This window comes from Actinoplanes sp. NPDC051388 (assembly GCF_055586225.1).
This window is the reverse complement of record NZ_JBVJIP010000001.1, coordinates 832,197-849,209: the sequence shown is the minus strand read 5'-3', so window position 1 is coordinate 849,209 and position 17,013 is coordinate 832,197. Positions and strand designations below refer to the sequence as shown.

The 17,013-nt window shown below is 70.1% G+C and carries 20 protein-coding genes; 8 read left to right on the top strand and 12 right to left on the bottom strand.

Features of this window, described 5'->3' with window-relative positions; genetic code table 11:
• The 4 genes from ACZ6TI_RS04105 to ACZ6TI_RS04090 are packed head-to-tail and all read left to right on the top strand — an operon-like array spanning nt 1 to nt 2,809.
• Nucleotides 1-924 carry an ATP-binding cassette domain-containing protein gene (locus ACZ6TI_RS04105; protein ID WP_465343491.1) on the top strand — a complete coding sequence of 308 codons (924 nt, stop codon included), beginning with the start codon at nt 1-3 and terminating at the stop codon, nt 922-924.
• Nucleotides 921-1,712: a hypothetical protein gene (locus ACZ6TI_RS04100; RefSeq protein WP_465343490.1), complete on the top strand. Its 792-nt coding sequence runs from the start codon at nt 921-923 to the stop codon at nt 1,710-1,712. The genes ACZ6TI_RS04105 and ACZ6TI_RS04100 overlap by 4 nt, the downstream gene beginning before the upstream one ends.
• Nucleotides 1,713-1,758: 46 nt before the next feature.
• Nucleotides 1,759-1,977, top strand: a complete 219-nt coding sequence (locus tag ACZ6TI_RS04095) for a hypothetical protein (RefSeq protein ID WP_465343489.1) — start codon at nt 1,759-1,761, stop codon at nt 1,975-1,977.
• Nucleotides 1,978-2,026: 49 nt separating this feature from the next.
• A complete protein-coding gene (locus ACZ6TI_RS04090) occupies nt 2,027-2,809 on the top strand; it encodes a YybH family protein (protein WP_465343488.1) in 783 nt (260 codons plus the stop codon).
• Here the strand turns inward: ACZ6TI_RS04090 and ACZ6TI_RS04085 are convergent.
• Nucleotides 2,792-4,666, bottom strand: a complete 1,875-nt coding sequence (locus ACZ6TI_RS04085) for a propionyl-CoA synthetase (protein WP_465343487.1) — start codon at nt 4,664-4,666, stop codon at nt 2,792-2,794. The two genes, ACZ6TI_RS04090 and ACZ6TI_RS04085, sit on opposite strands and share 18 nt — an antisense overlap.
• Before the next feature lie 12 nt (nt 4,667-4,678).
• Nucleotides 4,679-5,290 (bottom strand): hypothetical protein, encoded by a 612-nt coding sequence (locus ACZ6TI_RS04080; RefSeq protein ID WP_465343486.1) that lies wholly within the window; start codon nt 5,288-5,290, stop codon nt 4,679-4,681.
• A gap of 21 nt (nt 5,291-5,311) precedes the next feature.
• Between ACZ6TI_RS04080 and ACZ6TI_RS04075 the strand changes: the two genes are divergently transcribed.
• Both ACZ6TI_RS04075 and ACZ6TI_RS04070 read left to right on the top strand, forming a co-directional pair.
• On the top strand, nt 5,312-5,839 hold the full coding sequence (locus tag ACZ6TI_RS04075) for a GNAT family N-acetyltransferase (protein WP_465343485.1): 528 nt from the start codon (nt 5,312-5,314) through the stop codon (nt 5,837-5,839).
• Nucleotides 5,840-5,903: 64 nt separating this feature from the next.
• Nucleotides 5,904-6,440 carry a hypothetical protein gene (locus ACZ6TI_RS04070; RefSeq protein WP_465343484.1) on the top strand — a complete coding sequence of 179 codons (537 nt, stop codon included), beginning with the start codon at nt 5,904-5,906 and terminating at the stop codon, nt 6,438-6,440.
• A gap of 35 nt (nt 6,441-6,475) precedes the next feature.
• Here the strand turns inward: ACZ6TI_RS04070 and ACZ6TI_RS04065 are convergent, their stop codons facing one another.
• Genes ACZ6TI_RS04065 through ACZ6TI_RS04055 form a run of 3 tightly spaced genes read right to left on the bottom strand, consistent with a single transcriptional unit; the run spans nt 6,476 to nt 9,238 of the window.
• Entirely contained in the window at nt 6,476-6,823 is a 348-nt protein-coding gene (locus ACZ6TI_RS04065) for a DUF6204 family protein (protein ID WP_465343483.1), read from the bottom strand.
• Between the two features lie 58 nt (nt 6,824-6,881).
• Nucleotides 6,882-8,255, bottom strand: coding sequence for a glucose-6-phosphate dehydrogenase (locus ACZ6TI_RS04060; protein ID WP_465343482.1), 1,374 nt, complete (start codon nt 8,253-8,255; stop codon nt 6,882-6,884).
• Between the two features lie 29 nt (nt 8,256-8,284).
• Entirely contained in the window at nt 8,285-9,238 is a 954-nt protein-coding gene (locus ACZ6TI_RS04055; RefSeq protein ID WP_465343481.1) for a GlxA family transcriptional regulator, read from the bottom strand.
• 128 nt (nt 9,239-9,366) lie between these two features.
• Between ACZ6TI_RS04055 and ACZ6TI_RS04050 the strand changes: the two genes are divergently transcribed.
• Nucleotides 9,367-9,498, top strand: a complete 132-nt coding sequence (locus tag ACZ6TI_RS04050; protein ID WP_465343480.1) for a hypothetical protein — start codon at nt 9,367-9,369, stop codon at nt 9,496-9,498.
• An 83-nt stretch (nt 9,499-9,581) separates the two neighbouring features.
• The gene (locus ACZ6TI_RS04045; protein ID WP_465343479.1) at nt 9,582-10,214 is read left to right on the top strand and encodes an ATP-dependent Clp protease proteolytic subunit; all 633 of its coding nucleotides are present in this window, start codon (nt 9,582-9,584) and stop codon (nt 10,212-10,214) included.
• A 58-nt stretch (nt 10,215-10,272) separates the two neighbouring features.
• Here the strand turns inward: ACZ6TI_RS04045 and ACZ6TI_RS04040 are convergent, their stop codons facing one another.
• The 7 genes from ACZ6TI_RS04040 to ACZ6TI_RS04010 are packed head-to-tail and all read right to left on the bottom strand — an operon-like array spanning nt 10,273 to nt 17,009.
• On the bottom strand, nt 10,273-11,403 hold the full coding sequence (locus ACZ6TI_RS04040; protein ID WP_465343478.1) for an ABC transporter substrate-binding protein: 1,131 nt from the start codon (nt 11,401-11,403) through the stop codon (nt 10,273-10,275).
• A 9-nt stretch (nt 11,404-11,412) separates the two neighbouring features.
• Nucleotides 11,413-12,159 carry an ABC transporter permease gene (locus tag ACZ6TI_RS04035; RefSeq protein WP_465343477.1) on the bottom strand — a complete coding sequence of 249 codons (747 nt, stop codon included), beginning with the start codon at nt 12,157-12,159 and terminating at the stop codon, nt 11,413-11,415.
• 14 nt (nt 12,160-12,173) lie between these two features.
• Entirely contained in the window at nt 12,174-12,932 is a 759-nt protein-coding gene (locus tag ACZ6TI_RS04030; RefSeq protein ID WP_465343476.1) for an ABC transporter ATP-binding protein, read from the bottom strand.
• Nucleotides 12,929-13,771, bottom strand: a complete 843-nt coding sequence (locus tag ACZ6TI_RS04025) for an ABC transporter permease (protein WP_465343475.1) — start codon at nt 13,769-13,771, stop codon at nt 12,929-12,931. Before ACZ6TI_RS04025 ends, ACZ6TI_RS04030 begins: the two co-directional genes overlap by 4 nt.
• Nucleotides 13,768-14,763 (bottom strand): TIGR03842 family LLM class F420-dependent oxidoreductase, encoded by a 996-nt coding sequence (locus ACZ6TI_RS04020; protein WP_465343474.1) that lies wholly within the window; start codon nt 14,761-14,763, stop codon nt 13,768-13,770. Before ACZ6TI_RS04020 ends, ACZ6TI_RS04025 begins: the two co-directional genes overlap by 4 nt.
• A gap of 9 nt (nt 14,764-14,772) precedes the next feature.
• Nucleotides 14,773-16,173 (bottom strand): dihydropyrimidinase, encoded by a 1,401-nt coding sequence (hydA, locus tag ACZ6TI_RS04015; protein ID WP_465343473.1) that lies wholly within the window; start codon nt 16,171-16,173, stop codon nt 14,773-14,775.
• On the bottom strand, nt 16,170-17,009 hold the full coding sequence (locus ACZ6TI_RS04010) for a nitrilase-related carbon-nitrogen hydrolase (RefSeq protein ID WP_465343472.1): 840 nt from the start codon (nt 17,007-17,009) through the stop codon (nt 16,170-16,172). Before ACZ6TI_RS04010 ends, hydA begins: the two co-directional genes overlap by 4 nt.
• Between the last annotated feature and the right edge of the window lie 4 nt (nt 17,010-17,013).

Genomic DNA, 17,013 nt, shown 5'->3' with positions numbered 1-17,013 from the left:
ATGGGAGGAAACCCCGTCGCGGCGCTCGAGAGCCGGGATCTCTCGGTGACGATCGGCGGCACCCGCATCCTGCGCGAGCTGAGCTTCGCGGTGGACACCGGCGCGGTCTGCGGGCTGCTCGGCGCCAACGGCAGCGGCAAGACCACGCTGCTGAAGGCGATCGCCGGGCAGCTGCCGCACTCCGGCTCGGTGCGCTGGCACGGCGGGCCGTCCCGGCCGCCGGGCACGGTCACCCTCGGGCTGCAGTCGAGCGGATGCCATCCGAAGCGGCGTACCCGTGATCATGTCGCCTTTCTTCTTCTCACCGGCCTCGTCGACGCCGCGGTGCTGGATCGGCTGATCGACCGGCTGGATCTGCGCAAGGCCTGGCAGGCACGGCCGGCCGCGATGTCCTTCGGGCAGCGGCAGTCGCTCAATGTGCTTGGCGCGCTGTCCGCCCGGGCCCGCGTCTATCTGCTGGACGAGCCGTTCGCCGGCCTGGACGCACGCCGGGTGGCGGTGGTCCGGCAGCGCATCCTCGAGCTGCGCGCGGCCGGCGCCACCGTGGTCGTCACCTCGCACGACCTCGCCCCGATCGAGAGCATCCTCGAGACGGTGGTGGTGTTGGACGCCGGAGAACTGCACTTCGCCGGGCCGAAGGCGGGCTTCGTGCGGCACACCGACGAGGTCGTCGTCCAGATCGCCAGCGCCGACGCGGACGGGCTGGGCCGGGCGCTCGCCGACACCGGGCTGGACCAGACGGCCTGCACGGTCTCCGACGGCGTGGTGACCGTGACCCATCCCGACTACCGAGAGGTGATCACCTTGGCGCTGCGCACCGGCGTGGAGATCGACGGCGTGGTGGTGAACTCGAGCCCGCTGCGGTCCGCGCTCGAACGCAACCTGGCCGCCTATCGCGACGAACCCGCGGAGGTGCGGGCATGATGCGGCCGACCGTCCTGCAGGCTCAGCTCTTCTGGTCGATCCGGCGCAATCGGGTGGTCGCGGTGACCATGGTCGCGGCCGGCGTCCTGTTCCTGATCGGCATGCACTACTTCATGCGGTCGCTGGTGAACGGCAACGTGATCGCGGCCGACCCGCAGGACGTCGCGAAGCTCGCCACTCGCAATCTCACACCGATCTACGCGTTGCTGACCATGGTCGGCCTGCACGTCGTCGCCTCCGACCGGCGGCACGGCACGCTGGGCTGGCGGGTCACGCTGCTCGGCGGCAGCGCACCGGTGTTCCGGTCCATCTGGGTGTTCGGCACGCTGGTCAGCGCGGGTGCGGCGGTCGTCCTGACCGCCCTCTCGACAGTCTTCGGCCAGATCGTGTGGCCCGGCACCGGGATCCCACCGGCGCCGGCCGTCGCGCTCGACGCGGCGTTGCTGTTCGCCGCGCTGCTCACCTTCTTCGCCTGGGGCGCGCTGGTCGCGTCCCTGACGTCGGAGACTTGGGCGCAGATCGTGTTCGGCTTCATGGTGCCGTGGATCCTGCTGCCGATCGCGCGCGCCACGGTGGTGGCCGCCGCGCCGGAGACCTGGACGGCGATCCGCCGCCTGGTGCCCTTCGAGGCCGCGCTGTCGCTGAGCTCCTGGATCGGCCGGCCCAACCCGCTGATCGACGAGTCCGGCGCGCCGCCCCTGCAGCAGCTGCTCTCCTGCGCGGCGCTGGTCGGACTGAGTCTGTTCCTCTGCCGCCGGCGACTCCGAAGTGGACTGATCGACGGCTAGTCCTTTCGTCCCATCTCTAGCATGCAAGCAGAGGAGGTTCCCCCTGATGGATGTCTCTCGCAAGGACGGTCTCGGCTGGACCGCCGCCGCGCTGGCGGCCTTCGGCACCTTGATCATCCTGATCAACGCCCTGGACATCGACTTCTGGTTCTTCGCCGCGCTCAACGCGATCCCCACGATCTTCGGAGTGATCGTGCTGGCCTGCGCGGCGGCGGTGCTCCTGACCGGCCTGTTCGGCGGCCGAGAGCACGGCAACAACCGGTGAGACTCTCGTCGTCGCGATGAGTTTCGGCGGGCCGCGGGGTTATAGGGGAATGAGCGACGACGAGAAAGAGATCCGCGACCTGATCGAGCGCTGGGCGGCCGCCGTGCACGCCGGGCGCATGGCCGAGGTGCTGGACCGGCACGCCGACGACATCGTCATGTTCGACGTGCCGCCGCCCTATGCCGGCGTGCGTGGGATCGAGGCCTACCGGGCGACCTGGCCGGACTTCTTCGCCTGGCAGGCCTCCGGCTCAGTCTTCGAGATCGTCGAACTGACGGTCGAGACCGGTGGCGACGTCGGCTTCGCCTGGGCGCTGCTGAAGTGCGGCAAGCCGGCCGACATCGGCGAGCAACGGCTGCGGCTGACGCTCGGGCTGCGGCGGGTCGACGGGCGCTGGGTGGTCGCGCACGAGCACCACTCGTTCTCCGACACCAGCGGCGACCCGGCCGCGGAGGCGGAGATCCGGGAGGTGCACGAGCGGTGGGCGGTGGCCACCGAGACCAGGGATCTGGACGAGATGATGACGTCCATCGCCGACGACGTTGTCTCCTACGAGCACCAGCCGCCGATCGAGTACCGCGGCATCGACGCGGTGCGTGAGTCCTGCCGCCAGGGTCTCGACTACGGCTCCGGGCGGGTCACCTTCACCGTGCCGGAGATGACCGTGCGGGTCACCCCGGACCTGGCGGTGATGTGGGGGCTCAACCGGATGACCCACGAGGAGCCGGACGGTTCGGAGACCGAGTCCTGGTCACGCGGCACGCGGGTGTTCGAGCGGCGCGAGGGCAGATGGATGATGATCCACCAGCACGTTTCATACCCCGTCGGATAGCACCGGCCGGAGCGCGTCCAGGACGGCCGGGTCGTCGATCGTCGACGGCACCGGCTCGTCCCGGCCGTCGGCGATGCCGCGCATGGTCCGGCGCAGAATCTTGCCGGAGCGGGTCTTCGGCAGGCCGGCCACCACGTCGATCCGGCGCAGCGCGGCCACCGCGCCGATCTGGTCCCGCACCATCGCGACCAGCTCGGCCGAGAGCACGTCCGGCGCGATCGTCTGGCCGCTCTTCAGCACCACCAGGCCGCGCGGCACCTGGCCCTTCAGCGGGTCCGCCACCCCGATCACCGCGCACTCGGCGACCGCCGGGTGCGCGGCCAGCACCTCCTCCATCGCCCCGGTGGACAGCCGGTGGCCGGCCACGTTCATGACGTCGTCGGTGCGGCCCATCACATAGAGGTAGCCGTCCTCGTCGAACCGGCCGCCGTCACCGGTCAGATAGTGGCCGGGATACGCCGACAGGTAGGACGCGACGTACCGCTCGTCGTCGCCCCAGAGCGTGGGCAGGCAGCCGGGCGGCAGCGGCAGGCCGATCACGATCGCGCCGTCCGCGCCGGGCGGCACGTCCGCGCCGGCGCCGTCGACCACGCGTACGCGGTAGCCGGGCACCGGGAACGACGGTGTGCCCGGCCTGGTGGGCAGGTCCTCGAGGCCACGCGGGCTGGCGGCGATCGGCCAGCCGGTCTCGGTCTGCCACCAGTTGTCGATCACCGGGACGCCGAGGCGGGCGCCCGCCCACGAGTACGTCTCCGGATCCAGGCGTTCCCCCGCCAGGAACAGCAGGCGCAGGCTGCGCACGTCGTACCCGGAAAGCAGTTTGCCCTCGGGGTCTTCCTTCTTGACGGCGCGGATGGCGGTGGGCGCGGTGAACATGACGTTGACCCCGTGCTGCGCGACGACCCGCCAGAACGCGCCCGCGTCCGGAGTGCCGACCGGTTTGCCCTCGTAGAGCACGGTGGTCGCGCCGGTCAGCAGCGGCGCATAGACGATGTACGAGTGGCCGACCACCCACCCGACGTCGGAGGCGGCCCAGAAGACGTCGCCGGGACCGGTCGCATAGATCGCGTCCATCGACCAGCGCAGTGCGACCGCGTGACCGCCGTTGTCCCGGACGACGCCCTTCGGCCGGCCCGTCGTACCCGAGGTGTAGAGAATGTAGAGCGGGTCGGTCGCGGCCACCGGCACGCACTCGGCCGGCTCCGCGCCGTCGATCGCCTCCGCCCAGGTCAGGTGCGCGCCGTCGAAGAGCCGCTCGGGCCGCTGCTGCACGATCAGGTGCTCGGGGCGGTGGCCGGCCGCGGCCAGCGCGGCGTCGAGCATCGGCTGATAGGGCACCACGCGGGTGGGTTCGAGACCGCACGAGCTGGCCACGATCACCCGGGGCCGGGCGTCGTCGATGCGGGCGGCGAGCTCCTTCGCGCCGAAACCGCCGAAGACCACCGAGTGCACCGCACCGAGCCGCGCGCAGGCCAGCATCGCGATCACCGCCTCGGGCACCATCGCCATGTAGATGACCACCCGGTCGCCCGGGCCGACGCCCAGCCGGCGCAGCCCGCCCGCGAAGACCGCCACCTGATCGCGCAGCTCGCGATAGGTGTATGTGCGCACCACGCCGGTCACCGGGCTGTCGTAGATCAGCGCGGCCTGCTCGCCCCGGCCTCCCTCGACGTGCCGGTCGAGCGCGTTGTGGCAGGTGTTGAGCGTGGCGTCCGGGTACCACCGGTAGATCGGCGCGGCGCTGTCGTCCAGGATCCGCTGCGGTGGGCGCACCCAGTCGATGCCCGCGGCCGCGTCCCGCCAGAAGCCGTCCGGGTCCTGGATGCTGCGGTCGTAGGCCTGCCGATACTCACCCATCAGGCCATCTGATCAGGCCAGGTGGCGGGTGTCCACCACAACGCCACCGGCGCCGTCGGGGTGGCCGACCCGGTGGATCTGCCGGTCGCGGGTCACCAGGAAGACGTCCGGCAGCAGACGTTGGCGCTCCGGGACCTGCGTCACCGCGTCGGCCGACAGCTCCGCCATCCGCCGCGCCGCCTTCAGTGCCGGCCCGCTGCCCTGCACATGATGGGTCATCGCGAGCCGCCAATAGGGCACGGTGAGCAGAAAGGCGGGCTTGCCGCGGCCGACGGTCGCGCGCTGGAACAGCTCGAGATCCCACAGGTGCGAGGCGAGGAACGGATGGTCGGTGGTGTGCGCGAGTATGGTCGCGTCGACCAGGTCGATGCGCGGTCTCTCCTGCCGCTTCAGGTTGCCCAGCGCCAGCGCGCGCGCCCGCTCCGGCCCGCCGATCCGGTCCATCAGCAGCTCCGGAAAGAGTCCGGCCTGGCCGTTGGTGAAGAGTGCGATGCCTTTCGTCAGCCCGGGCAGCGCCTCCTCGCCGGGTGTCACGTCCCGCCGCCAGACGAAGGGGAAGAGTGCCGCCTCCACGTCGGTGTCGGGCTGCACATCGGGTTCGGCCTTGCGTCTGCGCCCCCACATCGCGCCATGGTATCGATAGGCATGGCGTTGACCATCCGTCTCGCGCGGCACGACGACGTGCCCGCTCTGATGCCGCTCATCGAAGCGGCCACGATCCACCTCCAGAAGTCCTTTCTGGATGCTGCGCAGATCCGGTCCAGTCAGGCGATCATGGGCCTGGACACGCAGCTCATCGACGACGGCACCTACTACGTGGTCTGCGCCGACGACGAGCTGGCGGGCTGCGGAGGCTGGAGCCGGCGCGCCACCCTCTACGGCGGCGACCATTCCGCGGGCCGCGACGCCGCTCTGCTCGACCCGGCCCGCGACCCGGCCCGCATCCGCGCGATGTACACCCACCCGTCCTTCGCCCGCCGGGGCGTGGGCCGCCTGGTCCTCACCCGATGCGAGTCCGCGGCCGCCGCCGAGGGGTTTCAGGTGCTGGAGCTGATGGGCACGATGTCCGGCCGCCCCCTCTACGAATCCGCCGGTTTCGTGGTCTTCGAGGAGGTCATGGACTCGACCGGCGGCGCGGCGGTGCCCTTGGTGCGCATGCGGAAGAAGATCTGAATCGGGGTTATCTCGGGGCTCAACCCTGATGGGTCTGCGCCGGTGCTGGGACGAGGCTGCTGGCATGACCAGATTGATCGCCTTCGCGGCGCCCGCGCTGATGTTCGTTTATGGACTGTGCCGGTTCGGCGACGGCTTGGACGGCGACCGCGGGAACGGCTGGGCCTGGGATGTCGGTCACGTGGCGTTCTTCGTGGCGATCGTGCTCTTCGCGGTGCTCGGCGAGCTGCTGCGCCGGCGGTCGCCGAGCCTGCTCACGGCGGTCGCCGAGGTGGCCACGGTGCTCGGTGCGCTGTGCTTCCTGTGGGTCATCGTCGGCGACCTGTCGTCGTCGTTCCACGACGCGTATCCGCTGCCCGACGTGCTGGAGATGATCGGGCCGGCGCTGTTCCAGGTCGGGCTGCTCACGTTGCTGGTGCGCGAGTGCGTGGCGCGGCGGCTGCCCTATTGGAGTCCGATCCTGGTGCTGCTGGGCTTCATCGCGATCCCGATCAGCCTCGACCTGCTGCCGATCTCGGCGCTCGTGGTCGGTGCGGGCCTGTCCCCGCTCTTCCTGCCCCGCGCACCGGCCGCCACCGCGGCGCCGGCGGCACACCGCTGACCTTCCGGGTCCGGACGATGCCGGCCGAGCGGACGTCAGCGCTGGGCCCGGCGGCCGCGGGCGCCCAGCGGGACCTCGGACATGTCGACCGTCTGCGTGGTCAGGTTCTTGTAGCCGTAGCCCCGCTCCTCGAGCCAGGCCATCGCGTCCAGCTCGGCCTGAGCCGCCGCATCCGGGATGTCCTTCTCCTCGGCGACCTCCGCCAGGAACCGGAAGGTGAAGAACGGGCGGGCCGCGATGTCGTAGGCCAGGAAGCCCTCCGTCGTGTAGACCGTGTTGCCGAAGTCGTGCTCGGCCTGGGCGGCCAGCAGCGCGTCGCGCTGCGGCTCGGTGAGGCCGTCGAAGGCGCCGCGGACGGTGACCCGGATCGGACGAGTGCTCATGACCCGAGAAGGTAGCCGCCCGGGAGCCCGAAGCCCGAGTGATTTCACCGAGCAAGCCTCAGTGACCCAGCAGCCAGCCGTGCGGGGCGGCCAGTTTCCGAGCCCGGGCCGGTCCCCACGAGCCCTGCGGATAGGTCGCCAGCCGGGGGCGGTTCGTGAGCAGCGGTTCGGCCACCTTCCACACCGCGGCCAGGCCGTCCGGGCGGGTGAAGAGCGAGCGGTCGCCGATCAGCACGTCGTGGATCAGCCGCACGTAGGGCGGCAGCGGCTCGGCGTCGGGCAGTTCGGCGAGCGGCAGCCGGACCGACGCCGGGTCCAGATCGAGGGCCACGCCGGGCTTCTTGGCCAGCAGCGACAGGTCGATCTCGCCGTCGCCGGCGAGCGAGAAGGACAGCACGTTGGAGCGGGCCGGCAGCGCCGGGAAGGGTCCGGTCGGGGTCTTCAGGATCAGGCTGACCCGCTGCGCGCTCTGCGCCAGGCGCTTGCCGGTGCGCAGCAGGAAGGGCACGCCACGCCACCGCGGGTTGTCGATCCACAGCTTGGCCGCGACATAGGTGTCGGTCCGCGACCGGGCCGCGATGCCGTGCACGTCGCGGTATCCGCCGAACTGGCCGAGCACCACCTCGCTCGGGTCCAGCGGCCGGAACCTGCGGATCACCCGTTCCCGGGCGGCCTGCAGGTCCTCCGCCGCGAAGCTGGCGGGCGGCTCCATCGCGACCTCGGCGGCCACCTGGAAGAGATGCGTGACCAGCATGTCCAGCACCGCGCCGGTGGCGTCGTAGAAGCCCGCGCGGTCGGCCACGCCGAGCGTCTCGGGCACGTCGATCTGCACCGCCTCCACGTGGTCGCGGTGCCACATCGCCCCGATCATCTCGTTGGCGAAGCGCAGCACGTGCAGCTCCTGGGTCGCCTCCTTGCCGAGGAAGTGGTCGATCCGATAAACCTGGTCCTCGCTCAGCACCGAGTGGGCGAGCCGGTCCAGCTTGCGGAACTCCTCGGGCGACGTGCCGAAAGGCTTCTCATAGACCACCCGCGCGCCCTCGGCCAGCCCGTGCGCGCCGAGCGCCCGGGTGGTCTCCGGAAACGCCACCGGCGGAATCGCCAGGTAGTGCACCAGCTGCGCGTCCCGGCCGGCCTCGACCCGCGCCTCCGCGATCACGTCGAGCAGGCTGCCCGGGTCGTCGGACTGGAAGCCGCCGCCCGCGAAGCGCAGCCGCCGGGAGAAGTCCGGCCACAGCTCCTTCGACGGCTGCACCACGCTGCGCACGTGGCCGCGGAAGTCCTCGTGCGAGACGTCGCCGCGGCCGTTGCCGACCAGGATCCATTCCTTGGGCAGCAGGCCGGCGGCGGCCAGTTGATAGAACGCCGGCAGCACCATCCGCCGGGCCAGGTCACCGGTCGCGCCGAAGAGCACGAACACCGTGGGAGTCATGGTCGCCATCTTCCCCGGCCGGGGCGCGATCACACCGAAAGTGACCGGAACGTCCCGCGGTAGGCCTGCGGCGTGGTGCGCATGCGCTGCGCGAAGTGGTGCCGCAGCGTGGCCGCGCTGCCGAACCCGGCCCGGGCCGCGATGGTGTCCACGCCGAGATCGGAGTCCTCGAGCATCTGCCGGGCGAGCAGCAGCCGCTGGCCGGTGAGCCAGTCGTGCGGGGTGACCCCGGTCTCCGAGCGGAACTTGCGGGCGAAGGTGCGCGGCGCCATGTGCGCGAGCTCGGCCATCGTCTCGACGGTGTGTGCCGCGTCCAGCGTCTCGAGCACCCGGGCCAGCACCGGCTGCAGCGTCTCGCACTCCACCCCGTGCACCGGCGTCTCGATGAACTGCGCCTGGCCGCCCTCGCGGTGCGGCGGCACCACCATGCGCCGCGCGATGGCGGTGGCCACCGCGGAACCGTGCAGCAGGCGGATCAGGTGCAGCCCGGCGTCCACGCTGGCCGCGGTGCCGGCGCTGGTCAGCACGTTGCCGTCGAGCACATAGAGCACGTCGGGATCGACCTTGGCGGCCGGATAACGCTCGGCCAGGCTGTCGGTGTGCCGCCAGTGGGTGGTGCAGCGGCGACCGTCGAGCAGGCCGGCCGCGGCGAGCGCGAAGGCGCCGGTGCACACGCTCATCACCCAGGCGCCGCGGTCGTGCGCCCGGCGCAGAGCGCCGATCACCTCGTCGGGCGGCGGCGCCAGGTCGTTGTAGGGCACGACCACGACCAGGTCGGCCTCCTCGACCGGCGCGAGGTCGTGGTCGGGGACGATGGTGAAACCCGCATGGGTACGCACCGGAAGCCCGCCCGGGGTGCACACCGCGAACTCGTAACCCGGCAGCCCCTCGGCGGTGCGGTCATATCCGAACAGCTCACACATCACGCCGAGCTCGAAGACCGCGACATCGCCGAGCGCGATGACGGCCACTTTCCGCAACATGGCACCAGCGTACTCAAGGTTGGCAGGATTTTGTAGGCCTATGGCATCACTGCCACTGTCGCCGTGCCTCCGATCGGCGGATGCTGATGAGTAACAGCAGCTCAGGGCACAACATAGGGATGGTCGTCATGGCACTCGCACTCCTCACCTTCTTCGTCCTCATCGCCCTCGCCTCCGCCTTCGGGCTCGTCGCGGACAGCCGGGACGGCGCCGACTGGAACGCCTCGGACCACGGCATGCGCGTGGCGAGGCGGCATTGAACCGGGGAACTATCCGCTCTCGGCGAACACGCTCAGGGCGAACAGGCGGGCCGATCACCGGCCCGCCTGGCTACATTTCGGGGATGAACCCCGAGAGCCGCTATGTCGTGCCGCAGTTCACCGAGCGCACCTCGTACGGGACCATGTCCAAGGATCCGTACACCAAGATGTTCGAGGACCGCATCATCTTCCTCGGCGTGCAGGTCGACGACACCTCCGCGAACGACGTGATGGCCCAGCTGCTCACGCTGGAGGGCACCGACCCCGACCGGGACATCACCATCTACATCAACTCCCCGGGTGGGTCCTACACGGCGATGACCGCGATCTACGACACGATGCAATATGTGCGGCCGGACATCACCACGGTCTGCCTCGGCCAGGCGGCGTCCGCGGCGGCGATCCTGCTGGCCGGCGGCACCAAGGGCAAGCGGCTGGCGCTGCCCAACTCGCGCGTCATGATCCACCAGCCCGCTCTCGGCGGCTCGATCCAGGGCCAGGGCACCGACCTCGAGATCCAGGCCCGCGAGATCATGCGGATGCGCAGGCAGATGGAGCAGCTGCTCGCCGACGACACCGGGCAGTCGCTGGAAAAGGTCACCCGCGACATCGACCGTGACAAGATCCTCACGGCCGAGGAGGCCAAGGAGTACGGCCTGGTCGACGTGGTGCTGCCGACCCGCAAGAAGAGCCTGCTGATCGGCGTCGGCAGCTGACTGCCGGTCTGACGAAGCTCCGGGGGCGGGCCCGGTTGCCCACCCCCGAAGGAAGGCGTCAGGCGCCGCCGGCGGTCAGGGTGACCGTCTGCGGCTGGAAGGCTGTGCCGTTGACGTCGATGCCGGCCGTCTTGGCCTGGTCGATGGCCTGCTGGATGTAGTCGTTGGTGAAGGCCAGGCCCTCCGGCTGCTTGGTCAGGACCGTGTCGCCGGTGGCGTTCTTCGTGGTCATCGACAGGTCCACGGTCTGCTTCCAGGCCGCGTCCTCGATCAGGCCGACCCCGCCGGTGGACGGCCAGACCAGCTTGTTGACCTCGTTCATCTGCCAGAGCTGGTGGCTCTTGCCGAGCTTGGAGCCCTTGGCCACCACCAGGTCACGGCACTTCTCCGCGTTGTCCCGGCAGAACGCCCAGCCCTTGATCGTGCCGAGCAGGAACTTCACGGTCTGCTGCTGATAGGCGGGATCGTTGAGCTTCTCGGTGTTCGCCCAGACCGCGTCCTGCAGCATCGACGAGCCGGCCGTCTTCCAGTCGATGATCTGGAAGTCGTCGGCGGTGTAGAGCTTGCCGGTGGCCGGGTCGGTGGCCTCGAGCAGCTGCGCGTACTCGTTGTAGCTCATCGCCTGGGCGGCGTCGATCTCCTTCTTGAGCAGCGCCTGCATGTCGAACTGCTGCTGCACCAGGGTGACGTCCTTGCCGGGGTCGAGTCCGGCCTTGGTCATCCCGGCGAACAGCTCGAACTCGTTGCCGAAGCCCCAGTTGCCGATCTTCTTGCCCTTGAAGTCGGCGGCCGAGGTGATTCCGCTGTCCTTCCAGGCCACCTGGTAGGTGCCGCTGCGGGCGAAGATCTGGCCGACGTCGGTGATGCCGGCGCCCTGCTCGCGGGAGGCCAGCGCCTTGGGCACCCAGGCCACCGCGTAGTCCGCCTTGCCCTGGGCGAGCACGGTCTGCGGCACGATGTCCACGCCGCCCTCGAGCAGCTGGACGTCGAGTCCCTGCTCCTTGTAGAAGCCCTGGTCCACGGCGGCGATGTAGCCGGCGAACTGGGCCTGATAGAACCACTGCAGTTGCAGCTTGACCGGGGCCAGGGCGCCGCCGCTGCCGCCCGGTGCGGGGGTGGTCGGGGTGTCGGCGGTGCCGCACGCGGCGAGGACCAACAGGGAGGCCAGGAACAGACGGGATTTACGCACGCCAACCACCTAAGAGATCAGTTTGGTTTGCCAGGGCATTGCCAGGCGCTCCACGATGAGCGTCGTGAGATAGAAGACGAGTCCGAGCAGGCAGGCGCCGACCACGAAGGCCCAGGCACGGGGGTAGGCGGTGAACGCGGCCGCGGAGGTGATCCGGGCCCCGAGACCGTCCTGCAGCCCGCCGAAGTACTCGGCGACGACCGCGGCGATCACGGCCAGCGACGACGCCTGCCGCAGGCCGGTGAAGACGAAGGGCAGCGCGCCGGGCAGGCGCACCTTGCGGGCGAAGGTCCAGGAGCTCGCGGCATAGCTGGTCATCAGCTCGCGGTGCACAGGTTCGACCTCGCGCAGCCCGCGCAGGGTGTTGATGAAGACCGGGAAGAACACGATGATGCCGGCCACCAGCCGCCGCGGGAGGCTGCTGGTGGACTCGAACATGTTGTTGAGGATCGGGGCCAGCGCGATGATCGGGAGCGCGTTGAGCACCGCGGCGAACGGCACGCTGACTTCGCTCAGTGTCCGCGACCGGCCGGCCAGCAGGGCGGCCAGCACACCGAGCACGGCGCCGCCGGCCAGGCCGATCAGCGCGTTCGTGCCGCTGGCCAATGCGGCGTCCCAGATGTTGCCGCGCTGAAGAAGCAGCTCGCGCCAGATCGCGGAGGGCGCCGGCAGAATGAACGGCGCGATTCGCCCCAAAGAGACGGTCAGCTCCCAGGCGATCAGCGCGATCACGCCGACCACGACAGGCGGAAGCACGCGCCTCAAAAAAGTCATCCGCGCAGCGCCTTCCGCACGGTGGTGACCGCGTCGAAGTACGCCGCCGACTGCCGCACCGCGTCGTCGCGGGCCGGCAGGTCCACGTCGATCGCGGCGGTGATCCGGCCCGGCCGCGGCGACATCACCACCACCTTGCGGGAGAGGAACACCGCCTCCGAAATCGAGTGGGTCACGAAGACCACGGCCGCGCCGGTCTGCGCGCAGATGCCCAGCAGCTCGGACTGCAGCCGCTCGCGGGTCATCTCGTCGAGCGCGCCGAACGGCTCGTCCATCAGCAGCAGCGGCGGCGACACGGCCAGCGCGCGGGCGATCGCCACCCGCTGCTGCATGCCGCCGGAGAGCTGCGCCGGGTAGTGCCCGGTGAAGTCGCCCAGCCCGACCAGGTCGAGCATCTCGCGGGCCCGGGCCCGCCGGTCGGCGCGGGACATGCCGCGCAGCTCCAGCGGCAGCTCGACGTTGCGCTGCACGGTCCGCCACTCGAAGAGGCCGGCCTGCTGGAACGCGATGCCGTACTCCTGCTTGCGGCGGGCCTCGGCGGCCGGCATCCCGGCGACCGACACCGTGCCCGTGGTGGGCGGGATCAGGTCGGCGATCAGCCGCAGCAGCGTGCTCTTGCCGCAGCCCGACGGCCCGATCAGCGAGACGAACTCGCCGTCCCCGACGGTCAGGCCGACCTCGGACAGCGCGACCACCTCGTCGGCGCGGCCTTCATTGAAGATCTTCGTCAGTCCGTCGATGACCACAGCGGTCACAGCGTCACCACCTCCACCCGTCGGCGGTGCCGCATCAGCGGCAACTCCAGCAGCGACACCAGGCCGGCGACCACCAGGCCGAGAACGGCGGCGCCGAGCATGGCCGTGTAGACCTTCGCCGGGTCCGAGGTGGCCTCCCGCGAATATTCGATGATCAGGCGGCCGATGCCGCCGCGCGTACCGGTGGAGATCTCCCCCACCACCGCGCCCACGACGGCGGCCGCGCCGGCCAGCCTGAGCGCGGGGAACAGATAGGGCAGCGACGCCGGCAGGCGGAGTTTGACCAGCGTGCGCCACCACCCGGCGGCATAGCTGCGCATCAGCTCGACCCCGGCCGAGGCGGGCGATTGGAGGCCGCGCAGCATGCCGACCGCGATCGGGAAGAAGGCCAGGTAGGCCGCGATCACCGAGACCGTCATCCAGGCCGGCCAGATGGTGCCGCTCCAGCCGGCGATCAGCGGCGCGAGCGCGACCAGCGGCACGGTCTGGGAGAGGATCACGTAGGGCAGCAGGCCGCGCTCGACGATCCGGAAGCGCTGCATGGCGATCGCGAGCAGCAGCCCGACGACCGCGCCGGCCAGGAAGCCGGCCGCGGTGATGCCGAGCGTGAAGAAGCACCCCGACAGCACCACGAGCCAGATCGGGCGGCCGCCGGCCAGCTCGGGGTCGCCGAGCCGGGACAGCACCGTCCACAGGTGCGGCATGGACAGGTCGTCGGCGCGCGGCAGGATCCGCACGCCGAACAGCACCGTCCCGTCCGGATTTCCGACCGCCTTGTAGCCCTCCCAGAGCACGACGAAGGTCAGCAGAGCGGCCAGCGCGACGAAGAACCTTCTCACGGCAGCGCCGGGATGATCCGCGAACCGTAGGCCGCCAGGGTCTCCTCTTTCGCGTCGTGCTGCAGATAGACCGCGAACTGGTCGACGCCCAGCTCACGCAGCTCGGCCAGCCGCTTCAGGTGGTCCTCGACCGGGCCCAGCACGCAGAACCGGTCGACCACCTCGTCCGGCACGAAGGTGGTGTGGGTGTTCCCGGCGCGGCCGTGCTCGCTGTAGTCGTAGCCCTCGCGGGCCTTGATGTAGTCGGTCAGAGCCTTCGGCACGGCGCCGTCCGAACCGTAGCGGGCGACGATGTCCGCGACGTGGTTGCCGACCATCCCGCCGAACCACCGCGTCTGGTCGCGCTGGTGCGCCAGGTCGTCGCCCACATAGGCGGGCGCGGCCACGCAGAACTTGATGGCGGCCGGATCGCGCCCGGCCTTCTCGGCGGCGCTGCGCACCGCCTTGATCATCCATTCCGCGATGTCCGGATCGGCGAGCTGCAGGATGTAGCCGTCACCCACCTCGCCGGTCAGGGCCAGAGCCTTCGGACCGTACGCGGCCACCCACACGTCCAGCCGGCTGTCGGGCGCCCAGGCGAACTGGAGCTCCTGCCCGCGCAACGTGACCTTCTCGCCGTTCGCCAGCCCGCGGATCACGCCGATGCTCTCCCGCAGCCGGGCCAGCGAGTCCGGTTTCAGGCCGAGCACCCGCAGCGCCGAGTCGCCCCGGCCGATGCCGCAGACGGTCCGGTTGCCGTACATCTCGTTGAGGGTGGCGAACTGGGAGGCGATCACGGTCCAGTCGCGGGTGCCGGGGTTGGTCACCATCGGGCCGACGATCACCCGGGACGTCTCCGAGAGGATCTTGGAGTAGACGACGAACGGCTCCTGCCAGAGCACGTGCGAGTCGAACGTCCACACGTGGCTGAAGCCGGCCGCCTCGGCCTTCTTCGCCAGCTCGACCACCGCAAGAGCCGGCGGGTCGTTCTGCAATACGACACCGATGTCCATGCGCACCCCTCAGATCAGGTAGTCGGAGAGGCCGCGCTTGACGAACCGGCCGTGACCCTTGCGGCCGGTGTATTCGCCGCCCGCGCTGATCACCTCGCCGCGGGACAGCACGGTGTCGACCTTGCCGTCGATCTCCCAGCCCTCCCACGCGGAGTAGTCCATGTTCATGTGGTGTGTCTCGACGCTGATCCGGGTGCGCCCGTTCGGGTCGTAGACCACGATGTCGGCGTCCGAGCCGGGCGCGATGACGCCCTTCTTGGGATAGAGGCCGAACATCCGGGCCGGCGTGGTCGCGAGCGTCTCCACCCAGCGGGCCAGCGACAGCTTGCCGTCCACCACGCCTTGATAGAGCAGGTCCACGCGGTGCTCGACGCTGCCGATGCCGTTCGGGATCTTGGAGAAGTCGCCGACGCCGAGTTCCTTCTGGTCCTTCATGCAGAACGGGCAGTGGTCGGTGGAGACCACCGACAGGTCGTTGGTGCGCAGGCCCTGCCACAGATCGGCGCGGTGGCTCTCCTTGCCGGAGCGCAGCGGCGTCGAGCAGACCCACTTGGCGCCCTCGAACCCGGGCGCGCCGAGCTGGTCCTCCAGCGTCAGATAGAGGTATTGCGGGCAGGTCTCGGCGAACACGTTGCGGCCCAGGTCGCGGGCCGCCTTGACCTGCTCGAGCGCCTTGGACGCGGACAGGTGCACGATGTAGAGCGGGCAGTCCGCGGCCACACTGGCCAGCCAGATCGCCCGGCTGGTGGCTTCCGCCTCGAGCTCCTGCGGCCGGGTGATGCCGTGGAAGATCGGATCGGTCTCACCGCGCTCCAGCGCCTGCTTGACCAGCACGTCGATGGCCGGGCCGTTCTCCGCGTGCATCATGATCATCGCGCCGTTGCCGCGGGCCTTCTGCATCGCCCGCAGGATCTGCCCATCGTCGGAGTAGAACACCCCCGGATATGCCATGAACAGCTTGAAGCTGGTGATGCCCTCGTCGTTGACCAGCTGATCCATGGCCTTGAGCGACTCGTCGTCGACCCCGCCGAGGATCTGATGGAAGGCGTAGTCGATGTGGCAGTTGCCGCCCGCCTTGCCGTGCCAGGCGGCGAGCGAGTCCTGCACCACCTCGCCGTAGCGCTGCACGGAGAAGTCGATGATCGTGGTGGTGCCGCCGATCGCCGCCGCCCGGGTGCCGGTGTCGAAGGTGTCGCTGGCCTCGGTGCCGCCGAACGGCAGCTGCATGTGGGTGTGCGCGTCGATCGCGCCGGGGATCACGTATTTGCCCGTGGCGTCGACGACTTCCGGCCCGTCAGGGGCCTGGCCGGGGGCGAAGATCGCGGCGATGGTCTCACCGTCGACCAGGACGTCCGCCGCACAGGGGCCGGAGGCGCCGATGACTGTGCCGCCCTTGATCAGCTTGCTCACAGCTCCACCGTCCGGGTGTAGGACTCCGGGCGGCGGTCGCGGTAGAACTGCCAGCGCTCGCGCACCGTGCGGATCAGCGACAGGTCGAGGTCGCGCACGATCAGCTCGGGCTCGTGGGTGTCGCCGACCTCGCCGACGAACTTGCCCTCCGGGTCCACGAAGTAGGACTGGCCGTAGAAGTCGTCGTCGCCGAGCGGCTCGATGCCGACCCGGTTGATCGCGCCGATGAAGTACTCGTTGGCCACCGCGCTGGCCGGCTGCTCGAGCTGCCAGAGATAGCTGGACAGGCCGCGGCTGGTGGCGGACGGGTTGAACACGATCTGCGCGCCGCCCAGGCCCAGCTCCCGCCAGCCCTCCGGGAAGTGCCGGTCATAGCAGATGTAGACGCCGACCTTGCCGACCGCGGTGTCGAACACCGGGTAGCCCAGGTTGCCCGGGCGGAAGTAGAACTTCTCCCAGAAGCCGTTCACCTGCGGGATGTGGTGCTTGCGGTACTTGCCGAGGTACGAGCCGTCGGCGTCCACCACCGCGGCGGTGTTGTAGAGGACGCCCTCCTGCTCCTTCTCGTACATGGGCAGGACCATGACCATGCCGAGCTCGGCGGCCAGCGCCTGGAAGCGCTCGGTGGTGGGACCGGGGATGGACTCCGCGTACTCGTAGTAGGCCGCGTCCTGGACCTGGCAGAAGTAGGGTCCGTAGAACAGCTCCTGGAAGCAGATCACCTTGGCGCCCTGCGCCGCGGCGTCCCGGGCATACCCCTCGTGCGCCTTGATCATCGACTCTTTGTCGCCCGTCCAGGTGGTCTGGACGAGGGCGGCGCGGATGACGTCAGTCATGCGG